An 18,753-nucleotide genomic window follows, 5' to 3' on the forward strand; every position below is an offset into this window, starting at 1 on the left:
GAAGGCGCCCGTCAAAGCTGCCCCCAAGGCGGCTGCTCAGAAAACCCCCGTCAAGCCAGCCCCCAAGGCTGTGCCTGCCAAAAAAGCGGCTGCAGCCCCCAAAGTGGCGGCAGTCAAAACGAAACCGGTTGCGCCGACCGCCCCCCCCAAAGCGGTTGTAGCCGCCAAGTCCAGCCCGGCCGTCAAGGCCAAGGCTGCCCCTGCGACCGCCCCCAAAAAGGTAGAAGCAGTTTCTCAAGCCAAATCTATGTCCGTTACCAAAGTGGAGCCCGTCAAGGCCCCCGTCGCGCCAGCCCCTGTGGCCACTTCTGCCGATCAACCCGTGCGCGCCACGCGTCCGTCTGCCCGTTTGGCGCAGATCACGGTCCCCTCATTGCCCCCAGCGGTGGCCTCGACGGCCGCCAAAGCCAGTTTCTTGCCCAGTGCCCCAGCGCCCGTGACGGTGTCCTTCACGCCCATCAAAAAAGATGCCAAGCTGGCCAACAACTGGAAGAGCAAGAAAGTCGAAGACCTCAGCGATGCCGAAATCATTGCCATGCCGGATGGCGAGTACATGAACGATGTCCAGATGGCTTATTTCCGCCGCAAATTGGTCGCACTCAAGCAAGACATCCTCAACAGCGCTGGTGAAACCACCGAGCACCTGCGTGAAGACACCGTGGTGGTGCCAGACCCGGCAGACCGCGCCACCATCGAAGAAGAACACGCCCTGGAGTTGCGCACCCGCGATCGCGAGCGCAAATTGCTCAAGAAAATTGAGCAGTCCATCATCCGCATCGATGCCGGCGATTACGGTTTCTGTGACGAAACGGGCGAAGCCATCGGTGTGGGCCGTTTGCTGGCCCGTCCTACGGCCACCTTGTCCTTGGAAGCGCAGCAGCGCCGTGAGCTCAAGCAAAAAATGTTTGGTGATTGATTTTTCGATCTCCACCCCCCAAAAACCCCTCTCGAGGGGTTTTTTTTCGTTCGATGACCGTGTGTTGGATTTGTTGATTGTTGTTTTTCTCTATTTGCTGACATTATTTTCAAAATTTTTTTCCTTTAGGTATCACTTTCAGTGCCTCTTGTAAGTGCCTAATTTTGAAAGAAATTTATCGGCGGCTGAGGTTTGAATTCTGCGCTAAGCTGTTGATTTCATTGAAAAATTTCGACAAGACGCCTTGTGTGGGCTCGATTTCCTGATACAGTGCAAAAAAGTGCAAATAAGTGGGGAAAAGTGCCCGCTGTTGCAGTTTTCAACTGGAAAAGGTCTTTCACGTGTTTCAAGGCGCTTCATCGCTGAGTCTGGATGCCAAAGGGCGGCTGTCTGTGCCGACCCGGCACCGTGACGTCTTGAGCGCCATGGCCCAGGGCCAGTTGACGATTACCAAACACCCGCACGGTTGCCTGATGGTCTTCCCCCGCAACGAGTGGGAGAAGTTCCGTGAGCGCATCGCCCACTTGCCCATGTCGGCGCAATGGTGGAAACGGATTTTTTTGGGCAACGCGATGGATGTCGAGATGGATGGCACCGGCCGTGTGTTGATTTCGCCCGAGTTGCGCCAGGCCGCTGGCATCTCCAAAGACACCATGCTGTTGGGCATGGGCAACCACTTTGAGTTGTGGGACAAAGCCACCTACGACCAGCAAGAGGCCGAAGCCATGCAAGGCCAGATGCCCGATGTGTTCAAGGACTTCTCGTTCTGATGTCCATGAGCGCTCTCAAGCCCGCCCACATCACCGTTTTGCTGCAAGAGGCGGTGGATGCTTTGTTGCAATCCGATGCGGGTGACGCTGGCGCCTATGTGGATGCCACTTTCGGTCGCGGCGGACACTCGCGGTTGATTTTGTCGCGCTTGTCGAATCAAGGTCGTTTGTTGGCGTTTGACAAAGACTTGGAGGCCATTGCCGAGGCAGCGCGCATTGACGATGTCCGGTTCTCGATCCGCCACGAAGGTTTTTCTAACCTGGGCGAGCTGCCCGATGGCAGCGTCGATGGTGTGCTGATGGATCTGGGCATCAGCTCTCCCCAAATCGATAGCCCCGAGAGGGGTTTTTCTTTTCGTTTTGACGGTCCCTTGGACATGCGCATGGACACCACGCGCGGCGAGAGTGTGGCCCAGTGGCTGGCAACGGCATCGGTGGATCAAATCACGGAGGTGATACGTGACTATGGCGAAGAACGGTTTGCTTTTCAGATTGCAAAGGCGCTTGTGGCTCGCCGACAAGAGCGGGGCCCAATTTCAACCACCGCCGATTTGGCCCAGCTCGTGGCTGACACGGTCAAAACCCGCGAGCCGGGCCAGAACCCTGCAACGCGGACATTTCAGGCTTTTCGGATTTTCATCAATGCCGAGCTTGAAGAGCTCGAACAAGCGCTGACGGCCAGTCTGCGTGTGCTCAAGCCGGGCGCGCGCTTGGTGGTGATCAGCTTCCATTCCCTGGAAGACCGCATCGTCAAGCAGTTCATGGCCAAGCACTCCAAGGAGGTCGTGGACCGCCGTGTGCCCTTTGCAGCCCCGGTTCAGATGCGCTTGAAGGCCTTGGGTCGCATCAAGCCCAGCGCGCAAGAGGTGGCTGGCAACCCCCGATCGCGCAGCGCCATCATGCGCATCGCTGAGCGCACAGAGGTGCCCGCATGACGCGTCTGAACGTGCTCTTGCTGTTGGCGGTGATGGCCAGCGCCATGGTGTTGGTGCACAGCCAATACGAATCTCGCCGTTTGTTCATGGCACTGGAGGCGGCCAACAAAGATGCGCATCGTCTGGAGGTTGAGCATGATCGCCTGCATGTGGAGCGACGTGCGCAAGCCACGCCCTTGCGCGTGGAGCAGATTGCACGCCAGCAATTGCAGATGAGAACCGCATCGCCAGCCATCACGCAGTACGTGAGTCTGTCAGGCAAAGCGCCAGAGCCGTTACCCGCGCCAGTGGCTGCACCGTCGAGGGAGGCTCACCCATGAGCAACCGCAGCGTGCAGCTGAGCTCCAGCCCATTGCTGGCGAGCAAGACGCCCGTCTGGCGAAGCAAATTCATTGTGGCGGCGATCGCATTGGGTTTTCTGGGTTTGATTGCACGCGCGGCCTATGTCCAGGTCATCGCCAACGATTTCTTTTTGCGTCAAGGCGAGGTCCGATTTGCGCGCACGCTGACACTGCCCGCCAACCGTGGTCGCGTGCTGGACCGCAATGGTTTGCTGCTGGCCTCCAGCGTGCCAGCCCCCAGCATCTGGGCCAACCCCGAAGACATTGAGCGAGACCCTGCCAAGCTGCGTGAACTGGCCCGCTTGCTGAAAATGAGCAGCGCTGAGCTCGATGCCAAGCTCAAGGACGATGAGAAAACATTCGTCTGGTTGCGCCGTCAGTTGGACGAGCCTGTGGTCAAAGAAATTTTGGCCTTGAACATCAAGGGCGTGTACGACATCAAGGAATACAAGCGCCTTTATCCGGAGGGTGAGGCCGCAGCCCACATCGTGGGCTTTACCAATGTGGAAGACCAGGGCCAAGAGGGTGTGGAGTTGGTCTTTCAAAAGCAGCTCGCCGGCAAGCCCGGCTCTCGTCGCGTCATCAAGGACCGTTTGGGGCGCGTGGTGGAGGCTGTGGGTGAGACCATTCCGCCTGAAGACGGCATGGACTTGCAGCTGAGTGTGGACAGCAAGGTCCAGTTCTTTGCCTACCAAAAGCTGCGCGATGCGGTCGAAGAAAACAAAGCCAAAGCGGGCTCTGTGGTGGTGCTGGATGCGCAGACGGGTGAGATTTTGGCCTTGGCCAACTATCCCAGCTATTCACCCGACAAGCGTGTGAATTTGAGTGGCGAGCAATTGCGCAATCGCGCTTTGACGGACACCTTTGAGCCTGGCTCCACGATGAAGCCCTTTGCCGTAGCGTTGGCGCTGGAAAAAGGCATCGTCAAGCCGGAAACGCCCATTCAGACGGCGCCAGGCCGCATCACCATCACCGGCTCGACCATCACCGATGCGCACCCCCATGGCGTGCTGACCGTCAATGAGGTGATTCAGAAATCGAGCAACGTGGGCACGGTCAAGATGGCGATGCAGATGCAGCCACGTGAGATGTGGGAAATGTTCACCCAAGTGGGCTACGGGCAGAAACCGCAGTTGCCGTTTCCTGGCGTGGTCAGTGGCCGTTTGCGCCCCTACAAAACCTGGCGTCCGATTGAGCAGGCCACCATGAGTTACGGTTATGGCATTTCCGCCAGCTTGTTTCAGGTGGCCAGGGCCTACACCCTGTTCGCCCGCGATGGCGAGGTGGTGCCTGCGACCTTGATGAAGGCCAGCGGACAAGTCCAAGGTGCTCGCGTGATCAGTGTTGAAAACGCGAAAGCCATGCGCAAGATGCTGCAAATGGCCGCCGGCCCTGGCGGCACGGCACAAAAAGCCCAAACCATGGGTTATTCGGTTGGAGGCAAAACCGGCACGGCCCACAAGCAAGAAGGCAAAGGCTACGCCGGCAAAAAGTACCGTGGCTTTTTTGTGGGCATGGCGCCTATTGAAGCGCCACGCATTGTGGTGGCGGTGATGATCGATGAGCCCAGCAATGGTCGCTACTACGGCGGCGATGTGGCCGCGCCCGTGTTCAGTCAGACAGTCCAGCAAACGCTGCGCCTCATGGGGGTGCAGCCAGACATGGCGGTCAAGCCTCAAATCGTCTCGAATGCGGTGGAGGAGTCTTTCTGATGCAGACCCTGCACAGCCCCTTGGAAGCCGCCCGCTGGTTGCGTCAACGCGTGACCGGTCAGTTGCGCACCGACAGCCGTCTGGTCGAGCCCGGCGATGCTTTCATTGCCTGGCCGGGCGCTGCGACCGATGGTCGTCTGTTCTTGAAGGCCTCATTGGAGCGAGGCGCACAAGCCTGTGTGTTGGCCCAAGAAGGCAGCGAGGCTTGGGCGTCATTGAGCCAGCAAGATGGTGCGTTGCCTCAGCTGGAGCGCTTGGCCTGCATGGCCAACCTGAAAGCCCAAGCAGGGCTTGTGGCCGACGCCTATTACGAGCAGCCCAGCGATGAGCTCAGCGTGCTGGCAGTGACCGGAACCAATGGCAAAACATCGACCACCTGGTGGATTGCGCAGGCCTTGTCTTCGCCAGTGCTGCGCAGCACCTGTGGCTTGGTGGGCACCTTGGGTGTGGGCCAGTTGCCCAAGCTGTCCAGCACAGGCATGACCACCCCGGATCCTGTTGTGTTGCAGCGCCAGTTCCGTGAGTTTGCGGATGCCGGTGTCCAGCATTGCGCGATCGAAGCTTCATCGATCGGTTTGGCCGAGCATCGCTTGGCTGGCACGCGCATCAAGGTGGCGGTGTTCACCAATTTCACCCAAGACCATTTGGACTACCACGGCAGCATGGCGGCGTATTGGGCCGCCAAGCAAGCCCTGTTTGCTTGGCCAGGTTTGCAATCGGCGGTGGTGAACATCGACGACGCGCAAGGCGCACGCTTGGCCCAGCAGCTGCAAACGCGAGACCTGGATGTCTGGACGTGCTCTCGGCGCGGGCCTGCCCGCTTGCAAGCTCGGCAGTTGCCAAGCGCAGAGGGCATTGCCTTTGAGGTCAACGCGGGGCAGCAGAGCCTGACGCTCCAGACGGGGCTGATCGGGGATTACAACATAGACAATTTGCTGAGCGTCATCGGCACGGTCTGTGCCTTGGGTTTCACTCTGGAAGAGGCGGTCCAGGCCTGCAGCTATTTGACCGCTGTGCCCGGGCGCATGCAAAGAGTGGCCACACTCAAAACAGACTCGCCTTTGACGGTGGTGGATTACGCCCACACGCCCGATGCCATCGACAAGGCTTTGACCGCGTTGCGCCCATTGGCCGAGCAAAGAGGCGGACGCTTGTGGTGTGTGCTCGGATGCGGCGGCGACCGTGATCCCGGCAAACGGCCCGTGATGGCCTCTGTGGCTGAAAAGGGCGCAGACAGATTGGTGCTGACCAGCGACAACCCCCGTTCTGAGTCGCCGCAGGCCATCTTGGCTGCGATGCAGCAAGGCTTGGTGCAAGCCGATCGCGCGCAAGTTCTCGAAGACCGTGCGATGGCCATTGCCTGGGCGATTGAGCAAGCCGATTGCAATGATGTCGTTCTGGTCGCTGGCAAGGGTCACGAAGACTACCAGGAGGTGCAAGGCGTTCGCCATGCTTTCTCGGACCCTGAACACGTACAGGCCGCTTTGCAGCGTCGCGCGGCCCGTTTGTGCCGACTGGCACAAGGAGCTCAGGCATGAGCGCCATGAAGCTTTCTTTGGCGAAGGCCTTGTCCTGGCTCAGCGATGCCCGATGCGTGGGTGATGCCCAAGTGATGGTGGACCGTGTGCACACCGACACGCGTTCATTGCGCAGCGGCGATTTGTTTGTGGCTTTGCGTGGCGAAAACTACGACGCCAACGCTTTCCTTGATCAGGCCAAGGCACAAGGTGCAGCCGCAGTGATTTGCGAGCCTCAAGGCGAGGCCATGGCCTTGGCGAATGGTCTGACAGCCTTGGTGGTGCCCGATGCCCGATGGGCTTTGGGCGAACTGGCCGCCGGCTGGCGTGACCAATTTGACTTGCCATTGATCGCGATCACCGGCAGCAATGGCAAAACCACCGTGACCCAAATGGTGGCCTCCATCTTGCGCGCCCATGCGCCCGAGCACAGCCTGTCCACCCAGGGCAACTTGAACAACGACATCGGTGTGCCGCTGACCTTGCTGAATTTGCGTGCGCACCACCAAATCGCCGTGGTCGAGTTGGGCATGAACCACCCCGGTGAAATCGCCTACCTGGCCCAACTGACCCGACCCACAGTGGCACTGGTCAACAATGCCCAGCGTGAACACCAGGAACACATGGGCACGGTGCAAGCCGTGGCTTATGAAAACGGCGCCGTGCTGCAAGCACTGCCTGCCGATGGCGTGGCTGTGTACCCCGCCGATGACACCTACACCGCTGTGTGGACGCAATTGGCGGCCGAGCGCACATGCCTCACCTTTGCTTTGCAAGACGCGGAAGTCTCTGCTGCCGTGGTTTTGTGGACGGCAGGCGCATGGCAATTCACCCTCAAGACCCGCGAGGGCACAGCGCCGGTTCGCCTGCACATCGCCGGTCGTCACAACGTGAAGAACGCATTGGCCGCTGCGGCCTGCGCTTTGTCAGCGGGTGTGGGTCTGGCGGCCGTGGTGCAAGGTTTGCAGGCCTTTGAGCCTGTCAAAGGCCGTTCGCGTGCACTGATGCTGCAGATCAAGGACCAGACTTTGTCCTTGGTGGACGACACCTACAACGCCAACCCCGATTCGGTGCGAGCCGCGATCGATGTGTTGGCCGAACTGCCCGGACCCCGTTTGATGGTTTTGGGCGACATGGGCGAAGTGGGGGATCAGGGGCCGCAATTCCATGCCGAAGTGGGTGCCTATGCCGCTGAAAGAGGCATCGACGCTTTTTTCACCTTGGGGGCTTTGTGCGCCGATGCCGCCAAGGCATTTGGTGCCGCGCGGCACTTTGAGAGCATGTCGGCCTTGATCGCCGCAGTCCAAGCGCAGTTGACGCATGTTCAAAGCATTGTCGTCAAAGGCTCGCGCTTCATGAAGATGGAGCAGGTGGTGGAGGCCTTGGTGCAACAAGCGGCCCCAATGAACAACAAGAAAGGGGAGGCCCATGCTGCTTAGCCTGGCGCAATGGTTGCAAAGTTTGTCTCCGGAGTGGGGCTTTTTGCGCGTTTTCCAATACATCACTTTCCGTGCGGTGATGGCGGCCTTGACCGCTTTGCTGATCGGCTTGAGTGCCGGGCCTTGGGTGATCCGTCGCCTGACATCCCTCAAGATCGGTCAACCCATCCGTGGTTACGGCATGGAGTCCCATTTGTCCAAAAGCGGCACCCCCACCATGGGCGGCGTGTTGATTTTGTTGTCGATCGCCATCTCAACCCTGCTGTGGTTTGACCTGTCCAACCGTTTCGTGTGGATCGTGCTGATCGTGACCTTGGGTTTTGGGGCCATCGGCTGGGTGGACGACTGGCGCAAAGTGGTCAACAAAGACCCTGAGGGCATGCGATCACGCGAAAAGTATTTCTGGCAATCGGTGATTGGCTTGCTGGCTGCGCTGTACCTGGTGTTCAGCATTTCCGAAAGTTCCAACCTGCGTGTGCTCGACTTGTTCGCCAAGTGGGTGATGTCGGGTTTTGATGTGAATCTGCCACCCAAAGCCGGCTTGTTGGTCCCCTTCTTCAAGGAGGTGAGCTACCCCTTGGGCGTGTTCGGTTTCGTGATCATGACTTACTTGGTCATCGTGGGGGCCAGCAACGCTGTCAACCTGACCGATGGCTTGGATGGCTTGGCCATCATGCCGGTGGTGATGGTGGGCTCGGCCTTGGGGGTTTTTGCGTACGTGACCGGCAGCTCGGTCTATTCCAAATACCTGTTCTTTCCCTACATTCCGGGCTCGGGCGAATTGATGATTTTCTGCGCCGCGATGGCCGGGGCAGGTTTGGCCTTCCTTTGGTTCAACACGCACCCCGCGCAAGTGTTCATGGGCGATGTGGGGGCCTTGGCCTTGGGGGGTGCCTTGGGCACCATCGCCGTGATCGTGCGACAGGAGATCGTGTTGGCCATCATGGGCGGCATCTTTGTGGTGGAAGCCTTGTCGGTGATGGCTCAGGTGGCTTACTTCAAGTACACCAAGAAGAAATACGGCGAAGGTCGCCGCATCTTGAAGATGGCGCCATTGCACCACCATTTCGAGAAAAGCGGCTGGAAAGAAACGCAAGTGGTCGTGCGTTTCTGGATCATCACCATGCTGCTGTGTTTGGTCGGCCTGTCGACCCTGAAGCTGAGGTAAGCCATGCAACAGCTCCACGGTCAACACGTTCTGATTTTGGGTTTGGGTGCTTCGGGCCTGGCGATGGCCCGTTGGTGCGCCCGCGCCGGAGCGGACGTGACCGTGGCCGATACGCGTGAACTGCCGCCACAGTTGGCCACCTTGCAAGCCGAATGGCCTCAAGTGAAATTCGTGTCAGGCACGTTTGCCGCCAGCTTGGTGGAGGGCACCACGGTGCGTGCGGTTTTCCGCAGCCCCGGTTTGTCACCCGACGTGGTGGCCCCCGTGGTGAATTCAGCCAAAGCCATGGGCTTGTGGCACGGCGGCGAGTTGAGTTTGTTCGCGGCGGCCTTGCAGGACTTGAAAAACGAATTTGGCTATGCCCCTCAGGTGCTGGCGATCACCGGCACCAATGGCAAAACCACGGTGACTTCGCTCACGGGTCAATTGGTCGAGCGCGCCGGCAAGACCGTCAAGGTGGCCGGCAACATCGGCCCTACTTTGCTCGACACTTTGGCCCAGGCCTTGGTGCAGGCACAGGCTCAAGTGGAGCGCGAAACCCAAGAGCTGGCGGAGCAGCAAGCGCAAGAACAGGCACAGGCTTTGCCAGAGCCGGTGACCGCTGAGCCCATTCAGTCGATTGCCCCCGATGCGCAAGAGCTCGGCGAAGTGCCACGGGATACAGAGGTTGCAGCAGTCGATGAACAGGTAGAAGGCGAAGCACAGGACGAAGAAGAGGACCCAGTGGTGATGGCCGTGGCAGCGCCAGAAGTGCAGCAGCCCATGGCCCTGGCCCTGCCGCAAGTGTGGGTGCTGGAGTTGTCCAGCTTTCAGCTCGACAGCAGCGATGGGTTTGAGCCCAGCGCCGCCACCGTGCTCAACATCTCTCAAGACCATCTGGACTGGCATGGCTCCATGGCGGCCTATGCGGACGCGAAGGCGCGCATCTTTGGTGAAAAAGGCTTGATGGTCCTCAACCGTGAAGATGCGCAGGTCATGGCCATGCGCCCCGCACCCATCAAGGTCAAACTGCAGCGCCCCATCGAGCGTGCTTGTGTCACCTTCGGTGGCGATATGCCCCAGCGCCCGGGCGACTTCGGCATTGAAATCACCAACGGCATGACCTGGCTGGTGCGTGCTCTGGAGGCCGATGAAACCCGTCGCCGCCGCAAGGACGCCGAGGAAGAATTGCACATCCAGCGACTGATGCCTGCCGATGCCCTGCGCATTCGCGGCCGTCACAACGCGGTCAATGCCCTGGCTGCGCTGGCGCTGGCCAGCAGTGCCGGTTGCGCGCTGGCCCCCATGTTGTATGGCTTGCGCGAGTACCGTGGTGAGCCTCACCGTGTGGAGCCGATCGCGGTGGTCAACGAAGTCGAATACTTTGACGACAGCAAAGGCACCAATGTGGGTGCCACCGTGGCCGCTTTGCAGGGCCTGGGTGCTGACCGCCGCGTGGTGGTGATCTTGGGTGGCGATGGCAAGGGTCAGGACTTTTCGCCATTGGCCGAGCCCGTGTCGCGTTTTGCCCGTGCAGTGGTCCTGATCGGTCGCGACGCACCTTTGATCCGCGAAGCCTTGGCGCTGTGCTCAGTCCCCGTGCAGGACGCCATGGACATGGCGGATGCGGTGACGCAGTCCAGTGCTTTGGCACAAATGGGTGATGCGGTCTTGATGTCGCCCGCATGCGCCAGCTTTGACATGTTCAAGGATTATGAGCACCGTGCACGCGTGTTTGGGCAAGCGGTGGCCGAACTGGCAGAAACTGCCGGTGTCAGCATGGAGGGCGCACTGTGAGCGAAAGCCTGGGCCTCATGCAAACCCTGCGCGGCAGTGTGGCGCGCTTGACCGGCCTGTTCACGGGCGGCGCCTCAGTGCCTTCCGCCGCCGGTCAAGGCTTGCCGGTCAATTTGGGCGGGTATGAATTCGCGCGACAGTCGCCCAGCACCGCAGCGCGTCTGCAAGGGGTGGACCAGGCCTTGGTATGGGTGGTGGTGGCGCTGCTCATGTGGGGCATGGTGATGGTGTACTCGGCATCGATTGCGATGCCTGACAACCCGCGCTTTGCCCGCTATGCACAGACCCACTTCCTGACCAGGCACATCATTTCCTTGGTGATGGGCTGCGCCGTGGCTTTGCTGGCGTTTCAAGTGCCCATGGAGACCTGGGAAAAAGCCGCACGGCCCATGTTTGTGCTGTCCCTGGTGCTGTTGGCCTTGGTCTTGATTCCTTTCATTGGCAAAGGCGTCAATGGCGCACGCCGCTGGATTTCGTTGGGCATCACCAATTTCCAGCCTTCGGAGCTGGCCAAATTGGCCACCATCATCTATGCGGCCGATTACATGGTGCGCAAGATGGAAGTCAAGGAGCGCTTCTTCCGCGCCGTCTTGCCCATGGGCGCAGCGGTGGGATTGGCTGGCGTGTTCTTGCTGGCCGAGCCCGACATGGGGGCCTTCATGGTGATCGCCATCATCGCCATGGGCATCTTGTTCTTGGGCGGTGTGAATGCCCGCATGTTCTTCTTGATTTTTGCGGTGCTGGTCGGTGCTTTCGTGATGATGATTGCCGCATCGCCATGGCGGCGCGAGCGGATTTTTGCCTACCTCGATCCTTTCAGCATGGAGCATGCCTTGGGCAAGGGCTACCAGTTGTCGCATTCCTTGATCGCGATTGGGCGTGGGGAAATTTGGGGCGTGGGTTTGGGCGGCAGTGTGGAAAAACTGCATTGGTTGCCAGAGGCCCACACCGACTTCTTGTTGGCGGTCATTGGTGAAGAGTTCGGCTTGGTCGGTGTGACCACGGTGATCTTCATGTTCTTGTGGTTGGCCCGCCGCATCATGGTGATTGGCCGCCAGTCGATCGCATTGGACAAAGTGTTTGCGGGTCTGGTGGCTCAGGGTGTGGGCATCTGGATCGGTTTCCAGGCCTTCATCAACATGGGTGTGAACCTGGGCGCATTGCCCACCAAGGGCCTGACGCTGCCACTGATGAGCTACGGCGGCTCGGCCATCATGATGAACTTGGTGGCCATTGCCATCGTCTTGCGCATCGATGCCGAGAACAAGCAAATGATGCGTGGAGGTCGGGCATGAAGACCAAATGCGCATTGGTGATGGCCGGGGGCACAGGGGGACACATTTTCCCTGGGCTGGCTGTGGCCGAAGCTTTGCGTGAAGCCGGCTGGCGCGTGCATTGGTTGGGCGCACCCAACAGCATGGAAAGCCAATTGGTGCCGCCACGTGGCTTTGCTTTTGAAACGATCGATTTTGGCGGCGTGCGTGGCAAGGGCCTGAAAACCTTGGCCTTGTTGCCGCTGCGCTTGCTCAAGGCGTTTTGGCAAAGTCTGCAAGTGGTCCGCCGTGTCCAACCCGATGTGGTGCTGGGCTTGGGCGGCTACATCACCTTTCCGGGCGGGATGATGGCCACTTTGTGCGGCAAGCCGGTGGTGTTGCATGAGCAAAACTCGGTCGCAGGCCTGGCCAACAAGGTGCTGGCCCAAGTGGCAGATCGCGTGTTCACCGCTTTCCCGAAAGTTTTCAAAACTGGCCAATGGGTGGGCAACCCCTTGCGTCAGGCCTTCACGCAACAAGCAGCGCCTGCCGAGCGCTTTGCCGGTCGCACCGGTCCATTGCAGGTCTTGGTGGTGGGCGGCAGTCTGGGTGCCAAAGCGCTCAACGACATCGTCCCGCAAGCGCTGGCGCTGATTGCGCAAGCCCAACGCCCCCAAGTGGTTCATCAAAGTGGTGCCAAACAAATCGACGCCTTGCGCGCCAACTACGAAGCCGCTGGGGTGCAAGCTGAACTGACGCCGTTCATTGATGACACGGCTTCGGCCTTTGCCCAAGCTGACTTGGTGATTTGCCGCGCTGGCGCCAGCACCGTGACCGAATTGGCCGCTGTCGGTGTGGCCGCCTTGTTTGTGCCTTTCCCCTTTGCGGTAGATGACCACCAGACCACCAATGCTGGATTCTTGGTCCAGCACGGCGGTGGTTGGTTGGTGCAGCAGGCCGAATTGAGCGCCGAGTCTTTGGCAGAACGTTTGCAAAAACTGGACCGCAGCCAGTTGCTCGCTTGCGCCCAAAAAGCCCACGAACAGAAAAAAACAAATGCAACTCGGGAGGTTGTGATGGCTTGTGAGGAGTTGGCTGCATGAAACACGCCATCCGCAAAATTCATTTCATCGGCATTGGCGGCTCAGGCATGAGTGGCATTGCCGAGGTCTTGCTCAATTTGGGCTACGCGATTTCGGGCTCGGACCTGTCCGACAGCGCCACCTTGCGGCGTTTGGCCGGTTTGGGCATCCAGACCCATGTGGGCCACAGCGCCGACAACGTGCGCGATGCCGATGCGGTGGTGACATCCACCGCCGTCAAGGCCGACAACCCCGAGGTGCTGGCTGCGCGTGAGCGCCACATCCCGATCGTGCCGCGTGCGGTGATGTTGGCCGAGTTGATGCGCATGAAGCAAGGTGTGGCGATTGCCGGCACGCACGGCAAAACCACCACCACCAGCTTGGTGGCCAGCGTGTTGGCCGAAGCCGGTCTGGACCCCACGTTCGTGATCGGTGGTCGCTTGAACAGCGCCGGCGCCAATGCCAAATTGGGCACGGGCGAGTACATCGTGGTCGAGGCCGACGAGTCCGATGCGTCGTTTTTGAACCTGCTGCCCGTGATGGCGGTGGTGACCAACATCGACGCCGACCACATGGAGACTTATGGCCACGATTTGGCCCGTTTGAAGGCCGCCTTCGTCGACTTTTTGCACCGCATGCCGTTTTACGGCACAGCCATCATGTGTGCCGATGACCCTGGCGTGCAAACGATCCTGAACGACATCGCTCGTCCAGTGACGACTTACGGATTAAACGAAGGCGCGCAAGTCCGTGCCGTCGATGTGCGTGCCGTCGATGGCCAGATGCACTTCACCGTGCAGCGCCGCAACGGGGTGGTCATGCCCGACATGCCGGTGGTCTTGAATTTGCCTGGCCTGCACAACGTGCTCAACGCCTTGGCCGCTGTGGCTGTGGCGGTGGAGCTGGGTGTGGCCGATGCAGCGGTGCAGCGTGCGCTGGCCGGCTTCAAAGGCGTAGGCCGACGTTTCCAACGGTATGGACAGGTCCGCACCGCCGATGGCCAAGGGCAATTCACCGTGATCGATGACTACGGGCACCACCCGGTGGAGATGGCGGCCACTTTGTCTGCAGCACGTGGTGCTTTTGCAGGCCGCCGTCTGGTGCTGGCTTTCCAGCCGCACCGCTTCAGCCGCACACGTGATTGCTTTGAAGACTTCGTCAAGGTCATTGGCAATGGCGCCGACGTGGTGTTGTTGTCCGAAGTCTATGCCGCCGGTGAAGCCCCGATCGTGGCGGCCGATGGCCGTTCACTGGCCCGGGCCTTGCGTGTGGCCGGCAAGGTTGAGCCGGTGTTTGTCGATGACATCCACGACATGCCGCAAGCGGTGCTGACAAACGCACGCGATGGCGACGTGGTCATTTGCATGGGCGCAGGCACCATCGGTGCTGTGCCCGCCAAGATTGTGGAACTGGGAGGTGCAGCATGAGCACTTCAAAACTCGGAAAAGTGGCGGTCTTGATGGGCGGACGTTCCGCCGAGCGCGAGGTGTCCTTGATGTCTGGTCAGGGCGTGCTCAATGCCTTGCGGTCTATGGGCGTGGATGCCCATGCGTTTGACCCCGCTGAGCGTGATGTGAGCGAGCTCCAGCGCGATGGCTTTGACCGGTGTTTCATCGCTTTGCATGGCCGCTACGGCGAAGACGGCACCCTGCAAGGTGCTTTGGAACTGTTGGGCATCCCCTACACCGGTTCGGGTGTGATGGCTTCGAGCATCGCCATGGACAAAACCATGACCAAGCGGGTCTGGTTGGCCGAAGGCTTGCCCACACCGCGCTATGAGTTGGTGCGCCGAGAACAGTTGTCCAGCGTGTCATCTGAAAAATTGATAGCGGCTCTGGGTTTGCCCATGATCGTCAAGCCTGCCCGCGAGGGCTCGTCGATTGGTGTGACCAAAGTCGTTCGCGCAGAGGAGCTGCCCGCAGCTTTGGCGCAAGCAGCGCAGTGCGATGCCGACATCCTTTGCGAACAATGCATCGTGGGCGATGAAGTGACCTGCCCTGTGTTGGGTGCGGGCGATGCCGCCAAGGCCTTGCCCGTGATCCGCATCGTGGCACCCGAGGGCAACTACGATTACCAAAACAAATACTTCACCGACGACACCCAGTACCTGGTGCCCTGCGGTTTGCCTGCGGATGAAGAAGCGGCCATTGAAGCTTTGGTGGTCAAAGCTTATCAAGTGCTCGGTTGCCGCGGTTGGGGCCGCATCGACGTGATGATCGATGGCCAAACTCGCCAGCCCTATTTGCTGGAAATCAACACCTCGCCAGGCATGACCGGCCACTCGCTGGTGCCCATGTCTGCGCGCGCGGCTGGCATCAGCTATGAAGCCCTGTGCGAGCAGCTACTGCATGCGGCCAGCTTGGACCATCAGGAGGTCAGAGGATGAAAAAACCCATGCCCATGCCGATGGACATCCGGCTCATGAACTTCACCGCCAATTTGCTGGTGGTGGGGGTCGTGTTGCTGGGTCTGGGCGCTTGGGCGTGGTGGTTGCTGCGCCATCCGGTGTTTGCCATTCAGTCCGTCAGTGTTCAAGGCGAAGTCAATCGCAACAACGCCGTGACCTTCAAAGCCAATGTCATGCCGCAACTCAACGGTAATTTTTTCACCTTGGATTTGGAGGTGGCGCGTCGCGCATTCGAGGCGGTGCCTTGGGTGCGTTCGGCGGTGGTGCACCGGGACTTTCCCAACCGATTGCGCGCTGTTTTGCAAGAGCAGCATCCTCAGGCGCTTTGGGGCGAGGAGGGGGCCAACACCATGGTCAATGAACAAGGTCAGGTGTTTGAAGCCGATTTGGACGATGTGGATGTGGAAAGCCTGCCGCGCATGAAAGGCCCCGCCGGCATGTCCATTCAGGTGGTGAACATGTACCACTACCTGCGTCCGATCTACAAAGCCGTGGGCATGGACATTGACCAGCTGGAATTGACCCCCCGTGGCAGTTGGCGTGTGATGACCGCAACGGGCGCCGTCATGGAATTGGGGCGGGGTACAGAAGCTGAAATTGGCGAGCACTTGCAGGTCTTTTTCAAAACACTGTCGCAAGTGACTGCCCGTTATGGCAGGACGCCCAACGCCTTGGCTGGCGCAGATTTGCGCCACAAAGATGGTTATGCCCTGCGCTTGCGGGGTGTGAGCACAGTCGAAGACAAGAAAAAGCCTTGAGCAATCAAGCAGGAACACAACAGAAACGGTGATTCATATGGCAAAAGAGTACAAAGATCTGGTGGTGGGTTTGGACATTGGCACCTCCAAAGTGATGGCGGTGGTGGCCGAGGTTTTGCCCGATGGCCAGCTCAAGATCGCGGGACTGGGCATCGCGCCGGGCAATGGTCTCAAGCGCGGTGTGGTGGTCAACATCGACGCCACCGTGCAAAGCATCCAGCAGGCTTTGAAAGAGGCCGAGCTGATGGCCGATTGCAAAATCACACGCGTGAATGTGGGCATCACCGGCAGCCACATCCGTGGCATCAACTCCAGCGGCATGGTCGCCATCAAGGACAAGGAAGTCTCTCCTGCCGATGTGGCCCGTGTGATGGAAACGGCTCGCGCCATCAACATCTCAACAGACCAACGCTTGCTGTTGGTGGCGCCGCAAGAGTTCGTGATCGACAGCCAGGAAGTCAAAGAACCGATCGGCATGAGCGGCATGCGCTTGGAAGCCAAGGTGCACATCGTGACCGGTGCCCAAAGTGCGGCCGAAAACATCATCAAGTGCGTGCGCCGCTGCGGCTTGGAAGTGGACCAGTTGCTGCTCAACCCCCAGTCGTCCAGTTTGGCGGTGTTGTCCGAAGACGAGCGCGAGCTGGGCGTGGTCTGTGTGGACATTGGTGCAGGCACCACCGATGTGGCAATTTTCGCCAACGGTTCGATTCGCCACACCGCCGTGATCCCGATCGCTGGTGACCTGATCACCAGCGACATCGCCATGGCCTTGCGCACGCCGACGAAAGACGCCGAAGACATCAAGGTCGAAAGCGGTTATGCCAAGCAATTGCTGGCCGATCCCGATGCCCAGGTCGAAGTGCCGGGCCTGGGTGACCGTGGTCCCCGCATGTTGAGCAAGCAAGCCTTGGCAGGCGTCATTGAGCCGCGCATCGAAGAAATCTTCTCGCTGGTGCACCAGGTCATCCGCGAGTCGGGTTACGAAGAAGTGTTGTCCTCGGGCATCGTGCTCACCGGCGGCAGCGCTGTCATGCCCGGGATGGTCGAGTTGGGTGAAGACATCTTCCTCAAGCCCGTGCGCCGTGGCTTGCCCAAGTATTCGGGCGGTCTGGCCGATATGGTCAGCCAGCCCCGCGCCGCCACGGTGATGGGCTTGCTCGAAGAAGCGCGCATGGCCCGCCTGCGTGGCTTCAAGGTCACGCAAAAGAAAAGCTCGGTCAACAACGCCTTTGGCCGATTCAAAGATTTCATTGTGGGGAACTTCTGATGAACTGGAAAAAACTGTTCTTGGCCCGAGGCAGTCCCCCTGAGTCGAGACCTTGTCGATGTTGACAAACCTTGACCCCATTGAACAAAAAAACAAGATTCACAAAATTCAGGCAATTGCAGATATTTAGGAGAGCACCATGTCCATTGAAATGATCCAAACCGAAGAATTCAACCAAGGCACCCAGATCAAAGTGATCGGTGTCGGTGGTGGCGGCGGCAACGCTGTCGAGCACATGATCGAGCGCAACGTCCAGGGCGTTGAGTTTGTCTGCGCCAACACCGATGCACAGGCTTTGGCCCGCAGTGCAGCGCACCGCTTCATTCAGCTCGGCCAAACCGGCCTGGGCGCTGGGAGCAAGCCCGAAAAAGGCCGCGAAGCCGCCGAGAGCGCTGAAGCCGACATCCGTGCAGCCATCGAAGGCTCGCACATGTTGTTCATCACCGCCGGCATGGGCGGCGGCACCGGCACCGGGGCAGCCCCTGTGATTGCCCGCATCGCCAAAGAGATGGGCATCCTCACCGTGGGTGTGGTGACCAAGCCTTTCGAATTCGAAGGCAACCGCCGCATGAGCAACGCCGACATTGGCATGCAAGAACTCGAGGCCAACGTTGATTCTTTGATCGTGGTCTTGAACGAAAAACTGCTGGAATTGCCCGGCGGTGAAGACATGACCCAAGACGAGGCCTTTGCCCACGCCAACGACGTGTTGAAAAACGCGGTCGGTGGTATCGCCGAGATCATCAACGTGCCCGGCCATGTGAACGTTGACTTTGAAGACGTGCGCACCGTGATGGGCGAGCCTGGCAAAGCCATGATGGGCACGGCCGCCGCCAGCGGCCCTGATCGCGCCCGCATCGCCGCCGAACAAGCCGTGGCCTGCCCACTGCTCGAAGGTGTGGACCTGTCGGGTGCCAAGGGCGTGTTGGTGCTGATCAGCGCCGCCAAAGGTTCTTTGAAGCTGTCCGAGTCCAAGCAAGCGATGAACACCATCCGTGCTTACGCTTCGGAAAACGCGCATGTGATCTACGGCACCGCGTACGACGAGAGCCTGGGCGACGAGATCCGCGTCACCGTGGTGGCCACCGGCTTGTCCAAGCAAGGCGCTCGCCGCACAGCCCCTCCACTGCAAGTGCTGCGCACCGGCACCGACAACGCCCCCTTCATCATGGGCGGTCAGGATGCCGTGGCGCCTGCTTTGAACACACCAGCGTCCATGGGTTCCGGCATGAACACCCCCGCCATCTGGCGCAGCAACCGCACCCATGCGGCAACCCGTGTCGATGGCATGTCGGCCGCTGGTATGGATGACATCGAGATCCCAGCCTTCTTGCGCAAGCAAGCCGACTGATCTCCTGCTGAAATCATTTCTGGTGCTTTGAAGGCCGGACGGGCGCATGCCTGTCTGGCCT

16 protein-coding genes are annotated in these 18,753 nt (G+C 59.7%); all 16 read left to right on the forward strand.

Features of this window, described 5'->3' with window-relative positions:
- The first annotated feature begins 247 nt into the window (after positions 1 to 247).
- The 16 genes from dksA to ftsZ all read left to right on the forward strand — a co-directional run bounded on the left by dksA (position 248) and on the right by ftsZ (position 18,692).
- Positions 248 to 916, forward strand: coding sequence for an RNA polymerase-binding protein DksA (gene dksA, locus QLQ16_RS09015; protein WP_431310400.1), 669 nt, complete (start codon positions 248 to 250; stop codon positions 914 to 916).
- A 341-nt stretch (positions 917 to 1,257) separates the two neighbouring features.
- Positions 1,258 to 1,686 carry a division/cell wall cluster transcriptional repressor MraZ gene (mraZ, locus tag QLQ16_RS09020; RefSeq protein WP_283224365.1) on the forward strand — a complete coding sequence of 143 codons (429 nt, stop codon included), beginning with the start codon at positions 1,258 to 1,260 and terminating at the stop codon, positions 1,684 to 1,686.
- Between the two features lie 5 nt (positions 1,687 to 1,691).
- Positions 1,692 to 2,621 (forward strand): 16S rRNA (cytosine(1402)-N(4))-methyltransferase RsmH, encoded by a 930-nt coding sequence (gene rsmH / locus QLQ16_RS09025; RefSeq protein ID WP_283224556.1) that lies wholly within the window; start codon positions 1,692 to 1,694, stop codon positions 2,619 to 2,621.
- Positions 2,618 to 2,941 carry a cell division protein FtsL gene (gene ftsL, locus QLQ16_RS09030; protein WP_283224366.1) on the forward strand — a complete coding sequence of 108 codons (324 nt, stop codon included), beginning with the start codon at positions 2,618 to 2,620 and terminating at the stop codon, positions 2,939 to 2,941. Before rsmH ends, ftsL begins: the two co-directional genes overlap by 4 nt.
- A complete protein-coding gene (locus QLQ16_RS09035; protein ID WP_283224367.1) occupies positions 2,938 to 4,674 on the forward strand; it encodes a peptidoglycan D,D-transpeptidase FtsI family protein in 1,737 nt (578 codons plus the stop codon). Before ftsL ends, QLQ16_RS09035 begins: the two co-directional genes overlap by 4 nt.
- Complete coding sequence (locus tag QLQ16_RS09040; protein ID WP_283224368.1) at positions 4,674 to 6,212, forward strand: UDP-N-acetylmuramoyl-L-alanyl-D-glutamate--2,6-diaminopimelate ligase; 1,539 nt, start codon at positions 4,674 to 4,676, stop codon at positions 6,210 to 6,212. Before QLQ16_RS09035 ends, QLQ16_RS09040 begins: the two co-directional genes overlap by 1 nt.
- Complete coding sequence (locus QLQ16_RS09045; protein WP_283224369.1) at positions 6,209 to 7,630, forward strand: UDP-N-acetylmuramoyl-tripeptide--D-alanyl-D-alanine ligase; 1,422 nt, start codon at positions 6,209 to 6,211, stop codon at positions 7,628 to 7,630. Before QLQ16_RS09040 ends, QLQ16_RS09045 begins: the two co-directional genes overlap by 4 nt.
- Complete coding sequence (gene mraY / locus QLQ16_RS09050; RefSeq protein ID WP_283224370.1) at positions 7,620 to 8,798, forward strand: phospho-N-acetylmuramoyl-pentapeptide-transferase; 1,179 nt, start codon at positions 7,620 to 7,622, stop codon at positions 8,796 to 8,798. Before QLQ16_RS09045 ends, mraY begins: the two co-directional genes overlap by 11 nt.
- A gap of 3 nt (positions 8,799 to 8,801) precedes the next feature.
- A complete protein-coding gene (murD, locus tag QLQ16_RS09055; protein WP_283224371.1) occupies positions 8,802 to 10,574 on the forward strand; it encodes a UDP-N-acetylmuramoyl-L-alanine--D-glutamate ligase in 1,773 nt (590 codons plus the stop codon).
- 17 nt (positions 10,575 to 10,591) lie between these two features.
- Positions 10,592 to 11,869 carry a putative lipid II flippase FtsW gene (gene ftsW / locus QLQ16_RS09060; protein ID WP_283224557.1) on the forward strand — a complete coding sequence of 426 codons (1,278 nt, stop codon included), beginning with the start codon at positions 10,592 to 10,594 and terminating at the stop codon, positions 11,867 to 11,869.
- Positions 11,866 to 12,930 carry an undecaprenyldiphospho-muramoylpentapeptide beta-N-acetylglucosaminyltransferase gene (gene murG, locus QLQ16_RS09065; RefSeq protein WP_283224372.1) on the forward strand — a complete coding sequence of 355 codons (1,065 nt, stop codon included), beginning with the start codon at positions 11,866 to 11,868 and terminating at the stop codon, positions 12,928 to 12,930. Before ftsW ends, murG begins: the two co-directional genes overlap by 4 nt.
- The gene (murC, locus tag QLQ16_RS09070; protein ID WP_283224373.1) at positions 12,927 to 14,336 is read left to right on the forward strand and encodes a UDP-N-acetylmuramate--L-alanine ligase; all 1,410 of its coding nucleotides are present in this window, start codon (positions 12,927 to 12,929) and stop codon (positions 14,334 to 14,336) included. The genes murG and murC overlap by 4 nt, the downstream gene beginning before the upstream one ends.
- Positions 14,333 to 15,295 (forward strand): D-alanine--D-alanine ligase, encoded by a 963-nt coding sequence (locus QLQ16_RS09075; protein WP_283224374.1) that lies wholly within the window; start codon positions 14,333 to 14,335, stop codon positions 15,293 to 15,295. Before murC ends, QLQ16_RS09075 begins: the two co-directional genes overlap by 4 nt.
- Positions 15,292 to 16,074, forward strand: a complete 783-nt coding sequence (locus QLQ16_RS09080; protein ID WP_283224375.1) for a cell division protein FtsQ/DivIB — start codon at positions 15,292 to 15,294, stop codon at positions 16,072 to 16,074. Before QLQ16_RS09075 ends, QLQ16_RS09080 begins: the two co-directional genes overlap by 4 nt.
- A gap of 37 nt (positions 16,075 to 16,111) precedes the next feature.
- Positions 16,112 to 17,341, forward strand: a complete 1,230-nt coding sequence (ftsA, locus tag QLQ16_RS09085; RefSeq protein ID WP_283224376.1) for a cell division protein FtsA — start codon at positions 16,112 to 16,114, stop codon at positions 17,339 to 17,341.
- A gap of 139 nt (positions 17,342 to 17,480) precedes the next feature.
- Entirely contained in the window at positions 17,481 to 18,692 is a 1,212-nt protein-coding gene (ftsZ, locus tag QLQ16_RS09090) for a cell division protein FtsZ (RefSeq protein ID WP_283224377.1), read from the forward strand.
- Positions 18,693 to 18,753: the final 61 nt, after the last annotated feature.

The sequence above is a fragment of the Limnohabitans lacus genome (genome assembly GCF_030053395.1).
Classification (GTDB): domain Bacteria; phylum Pseudomonadota; class Gammaproteobacteria; order Burkholderiales; family Burkholderiaceae_C; genus Limnohabitans_A; species Limnohabitans_A lacus.